Annotated in this window: 11 protein-coding genes, 1 other RNA gene and 1 pseudogene; 7 read left to right on the top strand and 6 right to left on the bottom strand. The window is 53.2% G+C overall.

Features of this window, described 5'->3' with window-relative positions; translation table 11 throughout:
* The first annotated feature begins 147 nt into the window (after positions 1-147).
* The 6 genes from ACQKPZ_RS24260 (at position 148) to ACQKPZ_RS24235 (ending at position 6,555) form a co-directional block, all read left to right on the top strand.
* Positions 148-1,488 carry a site-specific integrase gene (locus tag ACQKPZ_RS24260; protein WP_427543092.1) on the top strand — a complete coding sequence of 447 codons (1,341 nt, stop codon included), beginning with the start codon at positions 148-150 and terminating at the stop codon, positions 1,486-1,488.
* Between the two features lie 750 nt (positions 1,489-2,238).
* The gene (locus ACQKPZ_RS24255; protein WP_427543089.1) at positions 2,239-2,652 is read left to right on the top strand and encodes a hypothetical protein; all 414 of its coding nucleotides are present in this window, start codon (positions 2,239-2,241) and stop codon (positions 2,650-2,652) included.
* Positions 2,653-3,052: 400 nt separating this feature from the next.
* Positions 3,053-4,399, top strand: coding sequence for a helix-turn-helix domain-containing protein (locus ACQKPZ_RS24250; RefSeq protein WP_427543086.1), 1,347 nt, complete (start codon positions 3,053-3,055; stop codon positions 4,397-4,399).
* A 197-nt stretch (positions 4,400-4,596) separates the two neighbouring features.
* Positions 4,597-5,073, top strand: coding sequence for a hypothetical protein (locus ACQKPZ_RS24245; protein WP_427543083.1), 477 nt, complete (start codon positions 4,597-4,599; stop codon positions 5,071-5,073).
* Between the two features lie 507 nt (positions 5,074-5,580).
* Entirely contained in the window at positions 5,581-6,285 is a 705-nt protein-coding gene (locus tag ACQKPZ_RS24240; protein ID WP_289804981.1) for a recombinase family protein, read from the top strand.
* A 63-nt stretch (positions 6,286-6,348) separates the two neighbouring features.
* Positions 6,349-6,555 (top strand): hypothetical protein, encoded by a 207-nt coding sequence (locus ACQKPZ_RS24235; protein WP_427543080.1) that lies wholly within the window; start codon positions 6,349-6,351, stop codon positions 6,553-6,555.
* Between the two features lie 119 nt (positions 6,556-6,674).
* Here the strand turns inward: ACQKPZ_RS24235 and ACQKPZ_RS24230 are convergent.
* Positions 6,675-6,893 (bottom strand): annotated as a pseudogene (locus tag ACQKPZ_RS24230) (hypothetical protein).
* Positions 6,894-7,192: 299 nt separating this feature from the next.
* Between ACQKPZ_RS24230 and ACQKPZ_RS24225 the strand changes: the two are divergent.
* Entirely contained in the window at positions 7,193-7,915 is a 723-nt protein-coding gene (locus tag ACQKPZ_RS24225) for a hypothetical protein (protein WP_427543077.1), read from the top strand.
* Between the two features lie 137 nt (positions 7,916-8,052).
* Here the strand turns inward: ACQKPZ_RS24225 and ACQKPZ_RS24220 are convergent, their stop codons facing one another.
* The 5 genes from ACQKPZ_RS24220 to ligA form a co-directional block, all read right to left on the bottom strand.
* Positions 8,053-8,886, bottom strand: a complete 834-nt coding sequence (locus ACQKPZ_RS24220; protein WP_427543074.1) for a hypothetical protein — start codon at positions 8,884-8,886, stop codon at positions 8,053-8,055.
* Positions 8,887-9,036: 150 nt separating this feature from the next.
* The gene (locus tag ACQKPZ_RS24215) at positions 9,037-9,501 is read right to left on the bottom strand and encodes a hypothetical protein (protein WP_427543071.1); all 465 of its coding nucleotides are present in this window, start codon (positions 9,499-9,501) and stop codon (positions 9,037-9,039) included.
* A 247-nt stretch (positions 9,502-9,748) separates the two neighbouring features.
* Positions 9,749-10,540: a short-chain dehydrogenase gene (locus ACQKPZ_RS24210; RefSeq protein WP_427543068.1), complete on the bottom strand. Its 792-nt coding sequence runs from the start codon at positions 10,538-10,540 to the stop codon at positions 9,749-9,751.
* A gap of 208 nt (positions 10,541-10,748) precedes the next feature.
* Positions 10,749-10,845, bottom strand: an RNA gene (ffs, locus tag ACQKPZ_RS24205) — signal recognition particle sRNA small type.
* 290 nt (positions 10,846-11,135) lie between these two features.
* Positions 11,136-13,466, bottom strand: coding sequence for an NAD-dependent DNA ligase LigA (ligA, locus tag ACQKPZ_RS24200; protein WP_427543065.1), 2,331 nt, complete (start codon positions 13,464-13,466; stop codon positions 11,136-11,138).
* Positions 13,467-13,608: the final 142 nt, after the last annotated feature.

The following is a 13,608-nucleotide window of genomic DNA, read 5'->3' as shown; positions in this document are numbered from 1 at the left end:
GTAATCAATGCAGGCCTTATGGAGCAAGGGTTTCAGGCTGATGGGGTAGCAGACGCTCTACCCGTGCAGACACTCAGCACGGTCGCTCAAAACTTGGGGTGTAGCCAGCACTGTCACACTTTGCTGTCACACTTTGGTGTCACACCCATGGCCTATCTGATCAGACGCAAAGCCGTCTATTACCTGAATCTCAAGCTACCCAAGCACCTCTTCCCGAGGTGTCACACTTTGCGTTTGAGCCTGAACATCAGGCACCGGCAGAGCGCCCTGTTCCTCGCTGCATCCATCGTCCAACGGCTACACGGCCACCTCAGCGAGCACCCTCTAACAGACCTTCAGACGCTTCGTGGATTATGTTCACAGTGGCGGGACTCAGCCCCAACACCAGCCATTCCCGTAGCACCACGTGCGACTTTGACTGCCCCAGTGAAAGTCGGAAGCGACAGCCCAACCCTCGCCACTCTATCGAGGCTCTATATAGAAGAAGGGAAACGCGGCGGCACATGGCGGCAAGTCAGTGCGGATGAAGTCGAGCGTGCTTTATCTGACCTGTTCGAGCTGATGGGTGACATGCCTGCTCTGGCCTTCGATGCCCAGCAAGCACGCCTGCTGAAAGAACGACTCAGCCGCTGCCCCCAGTACTTCGGCTTACGGCCCGAGTTCAAGGGCAAGACACTGAAGCAAGTGGTCGAGTCAGGCAGCATGTACAAGACCATCACTGCCGTCACCGTGAACAACCGGCTACGCAAGCTGACCGCCTTCATGAACTGGTGCAAGGCCAACTGCTATATAGAAGCGAACCCGCTAGCCGGCATGAAGGTGATGACGGGATCAGCGAAGGAAGCACGCCTGTCATTTGACCGCCGCGATCTGGCAGCCCTGCTGGACCATGAGGCGCTGCGAAAGGAAGCACGCAAGCACCCATGGCGCTACTGGCTGCCATTAATGGGAAGGGCGACCGGGGCACGACTGGAAGAGCTGTGCCAGTTGCGGGTGGATGACTTCGCTGAGCAACAGGGTATTCAGTGCATCCGCATCGATGACACCCGTGAAGGCCAGAATCTCAAGAACGCTAGCAGTCGCCGCGTCATTCCTTTGCACCCTGCCCTGCTCGACCTGGGCATTCTCCAATACGTTGCGTCAGTCAAGGCGACTGGAACTGATCGCCTATTCCCCGAATTGGAGGCAGTGCGTGGGAAGCTGGGGCATGCACCGTCGAAGTGGTTCGGTCGGTTCAAGGCCAAGCTCGGCATAACTGACCCCCGGAAGACCTTCCACAGCTTCCGCCACACACTCATTGACGATCTGCGTGATGCAGGTGTGCAGGACTCGCTGATCAAGCGGATAGCCGGCCACGAGGATGGTGCTGTGACATTCAGCGTGTATGGCAGCCGTAGCCCGCTGAGAGCCATGGCAGATGCTCTCCGTCACATTCACTTGCCCGCCCACCCCGTCGCGGTCACTGAAAGGCACGGAAATCACCAATAATTGTATAGACAAGTCAAACATGCTGCATTGCTGTAAGTGGGTAAGTACGCAAGTGGGTACTTGCCTATACAGGTAATGGTTCAATGGTTCAATGGTTCGATTGACCCAGTGATTGCTTGAACCATTGAGCACGTGAACACGTACGTACATGCTTAGGTAAGTGGGTACTTGGGTACTTGGGTACTTGGGTACTTGGGTACTTGGGTACGTGGGTGCTTGGGTACGTGGGTGCTTGGGTGGGTGCTTGGGTGGGTGCTTGGGTGGGTGCTTGGGCGGGTGCACAAGCAAGCAAGTAAGTAAATAAGTAAATAAGTAAATAAGTAAATAAGTAAATAAGTAAATAAGTAAATAAGCAAGTAAGCAAGTAAGCAAGTAAGCAAGTAAGCAAGTAAGCAAGTAAGCAAGTAAGCAAGTAAGCAAGTAAGCAAGTAAGCAAGTAAGCAAGCAAGCAAGCAAGCAAGCAAGCAAGCAAGCAAGCAAGCAAGCAAGCAAGCAAGCAACTTGCATTCTAAAAATAATTCATCAACTCCATTGACAACACGCAATCAAATGATAAAAACTTCACTCCATCGAAAGCCATCAAGGGGAACTACTTAGCAACGCTCCATACACATACAATCAAAGACCTAGAAAGTCAGAAAGCAAAACTCGCCAGCATTTAAAGTTAATTGATAAATTAGCGATTTACTGAACCTAGTAAAATCGTCGAACCAACTCACCCCTAACATTATCCACTTATCGAATCTCTATATGAACACACCCAAAACAGAAGAAACCAAATACAAAAATTGCACACCCGAAAAACTCGCAGCAATCGTCTACGCATTCCGCTCCCCCTACTGCGGAATCGCTGCGGGAGCAGACAACTATAAGCAGCATCAAATGTATTTCCTGATGACGACTGAAATGGAAATCACCGGCTACACCTATGAGCCCTCCATTAAAGAAGGACAGTACTGTGTCGCTGCAAGCGAAACTGAATGTGAATTCATTGTGCAGTTTCAGATCAATTGGCCTAAATCAAATCCATACTATTGGCACCTAGAGACTTATCGCGCCTACCACAAAGCTAGACAAGAGCTGTTCGCAACCAAACAAGGTCAGCCAATGAATAATAGCCGTGACCACTCTGCCAAAATTGAATTACTGAGAAACTTGACCTGAACTGGCAACCCCGCCACAACCACATCTAAAATCACAGCCAACTTCAGCCTACTCAAACATTCGTAATACTGACGGCGGCGACCCTCAGCCCAAAAGACTAGCTGAACACGAAATCATTTTTAGATCCACAATGAGCTGTCAGAGCGTCGTTGAGACCTCGACCACTTTTGACTAGAGACTCATAGCTCTGGCAGTGCATTGGCACGCCCTGTATTCAGCTAATCACATCAAATCCTTACCACTCATGAAAGTCATACACGCATTAATCGCACCACCAGGAGCTGGAAAAACATCTTGGCTGATCAACCAGCTTACCAAACTAAACGACCAACACTCTGTCCTTGTATTTCCAACCAAAATCCTTTCAGCAGAAGTCCAAAACCGAATGCAGGAACTGAAGATGGATTTTAATGCCATCGACAGCAATACAGTAAACGGATCTGTCGTAAAGTGCTTAGAGAATAGCCTACTCGACCGCACCCACAGGTTTCTCATCTGTACACATGAGTCTCTAAGACTGATCAACGCTGAAACTTTGCAGGGATGGAAACTGTACGTAGACGAAGTCCCAACAACCTGGGAATGTTCAACATACAATTTCACTGACCTCTCTTTCCATAAGACATTCTACAGCATCACTGATGTAATCAATGCTGGCGACAAGAGCAGACTATATGCGAGAAGCGATTGCCGCACGCTAATTGAACTACTGGCCAACGGAGAAGACTCAACTCTTACCTCTGACGCACGCAGCGTTCTCAAGGCATTATTAGATTGCAGGTATACGGTTGAGATTGATGAACTCGACAGGAAACTGAAACGAACACTAAGAGTCATTGGGATCAAGCATTACATCCCTGCATTCGATGCCGCAGAGGAAACGGTAATCATGGGTGCTGAAGTAGAGAGAACGCTTCTTGGCATCACTCTTAAAGGTGCAGGCTGGAGCATTCGCACAGTCAAGGCGGATATAGACTTCACCGGATATGGAAACAAAGTAGAAATTCACCCGTTCTTCAGGAACCGATCTTACTCAAAAAGCGCAGCACTCATGAAGGGAGGAAAAATTTATCCAGACTATAAAGAAGGCTGCTTGCTAGACGCATGGCTGCAGGTCGATGTATTTAGAATTATCGGAAGTAGATGCGCGATCTTGGTGGCACATCAATGGTGCACACCTGAGCTACCAGTTCCACCAGACCACGAACATAGCAATATAAAGTTAATCCCGATTGACAACAGAGGCATCAATGAGTATTCCGAATACAATATTGCCATCTGCCTACAACACGGAAACATAACCCCGATGGAAGGTAGGAGCTTGCATACCCTGGCGGAACTATTGTCTATCGACAGCACTGTATCTGCCGATGAAATCAAGAACGCAGTGAAGTATGAAAGATTCTATGAGTCAACCCTTCAATCAGCTTGTAGAACCGCACTTAGATCAAGAACCAGCCAGAGCAACATCTTGCTGTTTGTACAAGATCTTGACATCGCAAAATTCCTGTCAGAAAAGATAGGAAACTGCATAATCAACGAAGTACACTCTGAAAGTTACATTGCACCAGAGTCAGCATCAAAAGCGAAACGAGAGGCCTTAAAGCAGAGAGCCATCAACCTATGGGTACAAAAGTATAGCATCGAGAGCATAGCCAAAGAGGTTGGAAAGACCACGAGAACGGTAAGCGGTTGGATCAGCCCGTACCGACAGCTGCACCATATAGACTCGGAAATTTCTCCTTAAAGATTCTCTAAGAGGTTTTTTCCAGACCCGACGGCTAGCAAGTCGTATTGAGCACAGCTCGTTTGTCACCACATAACGATACATCACAATTTTCCGGCACAGTTAACATCATAAGCTTTCGGGGCTTTCCCGCCCCTACACCTATGCAAACAACACACTGACTTGAATATCAACCAAGGCCACCAGGAGCCATTACCGTGAACTTCAAAAAACCCGAACTCAAACACCATGAAGATGCATGGGGAGACTACGCCGATGCAGCATGCTTACACCTGAAGCAAAAGCTTTCTTTCTTCCTTCAAGAGCAATTCGGCCTCACGAAGTCTAAAGTGAACCGCCACCTGCACATCGGCTTAGGCTCCACAGTGAAAGCCGATAACCCCGAGCACGACTATGACCTTTACTTCCGGCTTTTTCCCGACCTGAAAGCCGGTTGGCCGAGAGAAACACTGGTCATTGCAAGGATTTTTTTTGAAGAGCAACGCAAAGGACACGGTCGAAACTTATTGAGTTGGCTTGTACAACTTGCGCCAGAAATTGGGTACAAGTACATCGCCATTGAAGCTGCAAACGAAAACTCAAGTGCTTTCGGCAAACGCTTTGGTTTTGAGCTAGCAAATGGTAAGGCAGGCTGGCTTGGGTCCATCGAAAACATTGAACAAGCTCTATGCTAAAAATCCAGCTAAGGCTTGCCTAGCGACCGCATGACTAGCCTCGCTGCTTCCGGGGTAACTAAATCGTTATGTTGCCTTGTTAAGGCCAGTACTTTCCAGCCGATCTTGGCACAATGCACGTAGCCCAAAGTGGACTGCTGCTTGGATTAACTTGCCAAGGTCGGTGCCCTGTGCCGCACTCCCCGCTCATAAACAGCTGCCAAAGAACTTATGAAAACTAACGTCATAACTAATCCAGCTAACGATCTCTTCTGGCTGTCTAGGTGCCGCTACACCCCTGAAGCCCAGCATTTCCGGGCATCTGCACTACAGGTACTAAGCCAATTTCCACATTTCTCTATCTTCTACAAAATTTATGTGGACATGCAACTTGCCAAGCACATCAGCCCGTCTTGTTACGGGAGTTTCGCGTTTGTAGACAGCGTAAAATAGTCATTACATTGGTTGAACGTTCGTTTACACAATTGTAAAGTGACATCATCAGCCACCCGTAAGGAATCCCCCACCATGGAAGTTGTCGCCTACTACCGCGTATCCACCAAGGGCCAGGGCGAGTCAGGTTTGGGTCTTGAAGCCCAGCGGGAATACATCAAGTTCGCTGCCGAGCAGCACGGCTGGGTAGTAGTGGCTGAGTTTGAAGATGTGGGCGTGTCTGGTGGTATTCACCCGCTAGAGCGTCCAGCAGGGGCCAAGGCGTTCGCAGATGGTCGCCCAGTAGTGGTAGCCAAGTTGGACAGGCTGAGCCGCGATGTAGAGCACATAGCGGGCTTGATGAAGCGTCACGAGTTCCGTGTAGCAACTATGCCCACCGCCGATGCGTTCCAGCTCCATATCTACGCCGTACTTGCAGAACAAGAACGCCGCTTCATCAGCGAACGCACCAAGGCGGCTCTCAAGTCTCTGGAAGCTCGTGCAGCAGCAGGGGATGCAGAAGCAGTGCAAAAGATCGAGAACCGCACACAGGCTCTGGCCAAGGGCCGTAAACAGCTGAACCGAGTGAAAGGCCACGCTACACAGCGTCAGCAAGCAGACGACCGTGCAGCACTGGTCAAGGACGCCATTGAACTGTGTGTACTCAAGGGGGCGAGCAGCCTACAGGCCGTGGCTGACTGCCTGATCGCACGCAACATACCCACTGCTCGTGGTGGACAATGGTCACCGACTGCTGTGATGCGAGTGATGCAGCGTCTGAGCCTAGAGTTGGTCAAGTGAGGGATTCTGGAACAAGGCGCTATAAGGCCCTACGCTGCGGTATCCACATGACGAGAACTCCACATGGATGATAAGGCCGCTGCAACCGCTGATGCCCTGGAACTGCTGCACATGAACCAGACCGCCTTGAGGACAGCCATCGAAGAAGTAAGCACATGGATCAGGCAGCGTGGCTCTGTGAATGCACACGAAAACACCATGACCTGCCTACAGGCACTTGATGCGAACGCCGACGCCATCACTTCAGCGATAGAACGCCTTCGGACATAGCCACCTCCGGGCGGCTTTTTGGTGCCCCTGATATTCTGAAATCGTACTGTGCGGCTCGCAGCGGGGCAGCCAGAAGCATTAAACACTGCCCCACACTTGGCCGGCAATTCACTGTTCCGCTAGCGGGCTGCCCTGTGCCGCGCTTGCTCCACACCCCATGCCAATGCCCGTGTCATGGACTCACCCGGTCTATTATCGAAGGCTTCTTCATGAAGCGCCATGCCGGATGGTGCTTAGACACCGATAAACAGTTGAGTGAAGCCAGTTCTCGACAGCCTAACCTGTACCTCGAACGACGTACCGTCGTCCAACACTTCATCGTGGTCACGATGATGCAGCTTCGGATCAGCCCAATCCTAGAACACATCGCCACGAATTCGCATACCAGCCTCCCGATACTTTCGTACAGGCACTGTAGTGCTTGTGACCGACCACGCAACGGCAAAGGCCAATCAATGTGTGCTGTATCAGATCAGCGGCCAGGGGCGACAGCAGCCTAGACGATATTCCCGCCGAGATTCGCTGCCGATATTCGGTTGTGGGCGATGGTCTGCGGGGATAGTTGGCAGTGGTACTTCGGATGAGAAAGCAGGCCCGCGTGCTAGCATAACGCCTTCACGAGAATAGAGGGTTGGCGATGGATGATGAAGGTGATTTCAAGAAGGCCCGAGGCTTCCTGTTCACGTATTCGTGCCTGGTGATCAGCCTATGGTACTTCAAGGCCGACCTAACCCAGTTCAACCTGATGGGCGTCACCCTTGCATTCGCCCATCGCAAAGAAAGCATCTGGCTGGTGGTTGCTGTCGTCAACGCCTACTTCTGGTTCCGCTTCTACCAGCGCCTGCCCCAGAATGCGCTCTATTTTGACGATGCGATGAACGATCTTTATGACAAGGCACTGGTCTGGCTTTCGGTTAAGTGGAAGGGACGTGACTTGAAAGCCTTGGCTGAGACGACCCTTGCAGCACTCGACCCGCAACCTGAGCAGACGGCAATAAGTTACTACTGGGGCGAAGCAACGGGCAGGCAGTTATTGGCCGAGGCCCAGCACCACAATGGTGATGAGGCCCCTGAACTACATCAGGTCAGCCGGGAATACCGAACAAAAATGTATATGTCGGTTGGCTATAGCTATACGGAAAGCGGGAAGTGGGTTCAATTTCCGATGACTGTAGGCATGCCGTACCAGCCGGGTAGACCGCTAACATGGGTAGCGAAAGCTTTCGCAGTCTCGAAAGGCGCTTTCGTCACCCCATGGTTCACTGACTATGTTGCCCCGTTGGCACTAGGCGGTATTAGCACTTGCATCGCTTTGTGGCGGTGGTTTGAAGTGAACTTTACCGTCATAGCAGGGTGGTAATAGGTCGCACCCAAAACGGGAGGGCTCGTGAGAGTTGATGGGGCTTCACTCATGAGCACATTGAGCCCTAGCTGGACATTCTGCTGCCTGCCCAGCAAACGCTAGTGGCGTGCACCGCCATTTATCTTTGAACTGACTTATTCTTCCCGCAAACCTTTCATCGCATCCCCGTAACTAGCTCCCATGACAGCCCAGCTACGCTCCAGTCGCCGCTCCATTTCTGCAGCATCGAAGGTCAAACTAAGTTCTTTACGAATACTCATGGCCAATCGCAGCTGAATTTTAGCAATCTTTTTCATTTCCGGGAGTAAGCCCGCATTAAACTCAAGCAGCCGTTCATCCCGCTGCTTGTAAGCTGCTGCCCGCGCGTCAGCGTACTGCTCGGACTGATCGCTGAACCACTCGTATGAGCGTTGTAGAGCTTCAAAAACCATCATATCTTGGCGTGCCTGTTCATTAAAATCTTGCATCTGTCGCAACACTCTACACGCATCCGCAAATGACTTATCGTAGAGGTCGCCATTGATTTCAATGTCAGATAGCGCTTCGTGCAACGGCACAAATCTTGGTAATAAACTCAAGATCAAGATTCCGTACGCTTGACTCAGCTCATCTGCTACCTTCGCCGTTTCAGGTTCAGCAACAATCTTTAGCTTTTCCATTGAAGCAGTGATCATTTGAAGTTCAGCGTTCAAATCTGTCTTTGTCAGATCACGGCTAGCAATTGCACTAATATGGGTGTTGATTGATGAAATGTCTTCAACCGCCTTGAGATAGACTTCCTTTCGCAGGTTGCTAATTTTGTCCTTAGCTTTTTCTTCAGTGTCATGCTTAAGTTGAATTTCGAGACGCTTATTACTGCTGCGATTTGAAATCGTCACCACTGCAAGAGCACTTAGTGCCGCTACAACCCCAGACCATACCGCAGATGGTATTGATTTCAACAACTCAAGAATTTCAAGCCAAGTCATTGCCGCTCCCGCCTCACGTGCGTATATAGTATCCTGATACGTTATCACTAGCCTTCACCTGCTCCCACCATAGCGACAGCAATCTAGCCAAACACCAGCAACCGCAATGGCGTGCGGCACAGCGGGCAGGCAGCTATTGACCGCACCCTTTCAGTCCCAAGTAGCCTTAATCTTCAGCTTCTGCCCCACCAATCTAAGCAACTCGGTCGGGCTAGTCATCGGCTCTGACAACACAAGCCGGTTTTCGTCTAAGTCTCTTTGTTCGTCTTCTTTGGTTCTCATCGCGTGTGCTAGGCGGTGCAGGGCGCTAGCAGCCGCTGCAATATCTTCTCTAGATGGCAGGCCGAATAGTCGAGCAGCTCGCTGGTATTGTGAAATTACTGCTGCTTTGGCCGTGATGTCAGCTGCGTGCTCTCTTAGAGACGCGGCAATCTCACTGTTGGGCGTGGATATGGTGATCCTAGGCTGGTGGCGTAGCAGGGTATTAGATAGCTGTCCCAGCGCACTTTTAAGCTGCTGTACCGGCTCGATGATTAGCTTCAGTATGGCCTGGCTGATGACGAAGATCAGGATGCCGCCGAAGAGGGTGATGATGGATGTTGCAAGCTGGTCCATTGCGATGGCTCAAAAGACAAGGGCGTTCACGTTACCCCCATGCGATGGTGAAATGCCAGCCCCCTGCAAGCCCATAGGAAGCGATTCCAGCATTGTTCAGAGACTGCCTACTTAAATACTTCAAAATCGTCTATGTGGCTTGTTGTGGGCCAGCCAACAGCACTAAGAACTGACCCACACTTGGCCAACAAACGCACTCAAAGGTTGAGAGCAGGTTCACACCATGTGACCGCTTTGCTTCCCGTGATCACGCTTTACTGACAAGGCCATGAATAGCGCTTCTTGCCTGTTGCAGCTTTTTCTGCTTTGCCGCTGCGGCCAGCTTTTCATCTAGGACCAGCTCAATTCCCATTTTTACGACTGGGAACGCCGCTAAGCACTCGTTCTCTGTCAGCTCGTGTACGCCTTGACTTAGAATCTTGTACATCGAACGATTCTCTACAAGGAATTCGGGCAGGTGCCCATCTAGCAGCAGTATCCGTTCAGCCATCCGCCCGTTGCGGTAAGCCTCGTCATCCCATCCGTCATCGGTTTTCGCGACCTGATATGCAGCATCAACAAGATTCTCGAAAATTCGCCTTAAATAGACGAATGAACCCACCCCCACACCGTGTGCAGCCAAGCCTATAGCTTTTGTGAACTCTTTGAAGTCTTCTCTCGAAAGCACAGCAGAGTACTGACGCACATCATAGGTGTTAAGGTCCGCAAGGGACGGATACTGTCCAATTTTCTGCACCGTCCTGCCCTGAACGTCGAACAGAAAATACAAGGTGTGGGACGCATCCCGAGAGCATTTTAACCAGACGCCAACGCGTGTTTTTCCTACCCACGAGTCGGGATGGTGCGAAATTGTTCCGCTGATATCATGGTGAAAAATGCTGTGAGCATTACATTTCGGACAATACGTGTCGATTGGGTCGCGGGCGTAGAAAAGGTTCCAGCCCTCCTGACTGTGCTCCATTTCAAAAGTGAATTGCTCGTACAAAGGATAGTCGATACAGAATTCTTTTTTCGTGGGTGGGGGTTTCTGCGCGGTCATACAAGCCGACTCAAAATGGCGAGATAGGAAGTGTAAGCCATCGACAGAGGCGACTACACCCTTTCAAACCACTAGATTGGCTACTGGCAGTGGAAACGATATGATTGCGGATACAGTGCACCACCTAGGTGTACCTAAACGCTGTCACACTTCGAGATTTTTGAGCAAAAAATCCTTGTAGAATCAAGGACTTATAGAATGGAGGCGGCCCCACCAGCCACACCCCGGCACTCGATGTTCCCGCTATGGCTGCTCCCTTCCGGGCCTGACCAGGTTAACGGGTAATCAATGCGGGGGGACCGATGGGGCCACCACTACATGTCTCGCTGAACAGCGAGTGGCGCCATTGTACCGGTCTTGGGGGCAGATACAACCTCTGGAGGAGAAAAAGTCATCATTTCTCAATGACTTGTCAGGGGTGGGGTAGCAGGTCGAGCTGACGGCAAGACCGGCGCAAGACTTGTAGGAGCGGCCTTGTTTCGCGATCGGGCCGCGAAGCGGCCCCAGCGATGTTAGTGGTGGCGCTGAGATCGTGGGGCCGCGTTGCGGCCCGATCGCGACACAAGGCCGCTCCTACAGAGGTCGCGCAGACGTTTTAGATAGAAATACCTTGTTCGGCCAGGAAGGCGATGAAGGCATCTTCATCGAGCACCTTCACCCCCAACTCGCTGGCCTTGGCCAGCTTCGAGCCCGCCCCTGGCCCGGCCACCACGCAGTGGGTCTTGCCAGACACCGAGCCGGCTACCTTGGCGCCCAGGCTTTCCAGCTTGTCCTTGGCGATGTCGCGGCTCATGCGCTCCAGGGTACCGGTCAGCACCCAGGTCTGGCCGGCCAGCGGCAAGCCCTCTGCAACTTTCTTCTCGCAGCTCCAGTGCATGCCGAACGCCAGCAATTGCGCTTCGATGTCCCGGGCCAGTTTCTGGTTGGCTTCATCCTTGAAGAACTCGCGCACCGCATCAGCCTGCTTGGCCGCCAAGGCCTGGCGCAGGTCGATGCCGTCGGCGGCGATGATCTTGTCCAGGCTGTCGAGCTTGGCTACCAACTTTTCGGCGCCGGTCGGGCCGACCGAGGCGATGTCGAGCTTGGCGATCATGCCGGCCAAGGTCGTACTGGCAGCAAATTCGGCAGCCAGTTCGCCTTCGTCCTGCAACTGCATGCCGCTATCGAGCAATTGCTGGATCACCTTCTGGTTGTGCTCGTCTTCGAAGAAGTTGTGGATCTCGTAGGCAACCTCCAGGCCGATGTCCGGAAGGTAGGTGAGCACCTGCGGCAAAGCCTGCTGCACGCGCGCCAGGCTGCCCAGCGAGCGGGCCAGCACCTTGGCGGTCTCTTCGCCTACGTCCGGAATGCCCAGGGCGTAGATGAAGCGCGCCAGGCTCGGGCGCTTGCTGGCTTCGATGGCATCGAGCAGCTTCTGGGTAGACACCTCGGCGAAACCTTCCAGGCCAACAACCTGCTCGAACTCAAGCTTGTACAGGTCTGCCGGCGAGCCGATCAGGCCTTCGTCCACCAGTTGCTCGACGCTCTTCTCACCAAGCCCATCGATGTCCATGGCGCGCCGCGACACGTAGTGAATGATCGCCTGCTTGAGCTGGGCGCCACAGGCCAGGCGGCCGACGCAGCGGTACACCGCGCCTTCGCTGGTGGTTTCCTTGCCTTTGCTGCGCTTGACCAGCTGGGTCCGTTCGACCTGCGAGCCACACACAGGGCATTCGCTCGGCACTTCAACCGGGCGGGCATCTTCCGGGCGGCGCTCCAGCACCACTTGCATCACCTGCGGGATCACGTCACCGGCACGGCGGATGATTACCGTGTCGCCAATGCGCAGGCCCAGGCGGGCGATTTCGTCCATGTTGTGCAAGGTGGCGTTGGACACGGTCACGCCAGCCACCTTGACCGGCTTCAGCCGCGCAACAGGGGTTACCGCGCCAGTACGGCCGACCTGGAACTCGACGTCCAGCACTTCGGTCAGTTCTTCCATCGCCGGGAACTTATGGGCAATCGCCCAGCGGGGTTCACGGGCGCGGAAGCCCAGCTCACGCTGGGCGGCCAGGCTGTTGACCTTGAACACCACGCCATCGATTTCATACGGCAGGCTGTTACGCCGCTCGCCGATGTCGCGGTAGTAATCCAGACACTCTTCGATCCCCGCCGCATGCTTGAGCTCGCGGCTGATGGGCATGCCCCAGGCTTTTAGCTGCTCAAGAATGCCGATATGGCTGTCGCCGATGCTCTCGGACAGCTGGCCGACACCGTAGCAGCAGAACTCCAATGGGCGGCTGGCGGTTATCTTGGAGTCGAGCTGACGCAGGCTGCCCGCAGCGGCGTTGCGCGGATTGGCGAAGGTCTTGCCGCCGGCCTCGGCCTGGGCGGCATTGAGCCGGTCGAAACCGGCCTTGCTCATGTACACCTCGCCACGCACCTCCAGCACTGCCGGCCAGCCCTCGCCCTGCAGCTTGAGCGGGATGTTGCGCACGGTGCGCACGTTGGCGCTGATGTCTTCGCCAGTGGTGCCGTCGCCACGGGTGGCGCCCTGCACCAATTGACCATCGCGATACAGCAGGCTCACGGCCAAACCGTCGAGCTTGGGCTCACAGCTGAAGTCGACCGCGCCGGGCTGGTCGAGACCTTCCACCACACGGCGGCCGAACTCGCGCAGGTCGGCTTCCTCGAAGGCGTTGCCCAGGCTGAGCATGGGGACTTCGTGGCGTACTTGACTGAATGCGGCCAGGGCAGCACCGCCAACGCGCTGGGTGGGCGAGTCGGGTGTTACCAGGTGCGGGTGTTCGGCTTCCAGCGCCTTCAGCTCATTGAACAGGCGGTCGTATTCGGCATCGGGCACGCTGGGTTCATCGAGCACGTAGTAGCGGTAGTTGTGCTGGTCCAGCTCGGCGCGCAGTTCGTGGATACGGGTTTCGGCGGTCATGGGATTGTCTTCTCTTGCAAAGCAAAAGAGCAGCTTGAGGACGGTGCTGGGGCTTGAGGTATCTGCTAACTGTACCGGCCTCTTCGCGGGCAAGCCCGCTCCCACAGGTACGGCACAGCTCTTAAGGGCGGTGCTGTACCTG

It is taken from the genome of Pseudomonas sp. NPDC089547, from assembly GCF_050280665.1.
In the GTDB taxonomy this organism is placed as follows: Bacteria; Pseudomonadota; Gammaproteobacteria; order Pseudomonadales; family Pseudomonadaceae; genus Aquipseudomonas.
This window is presented reverse-complemented; position numbering and strand designations above follow the sequence as displayed.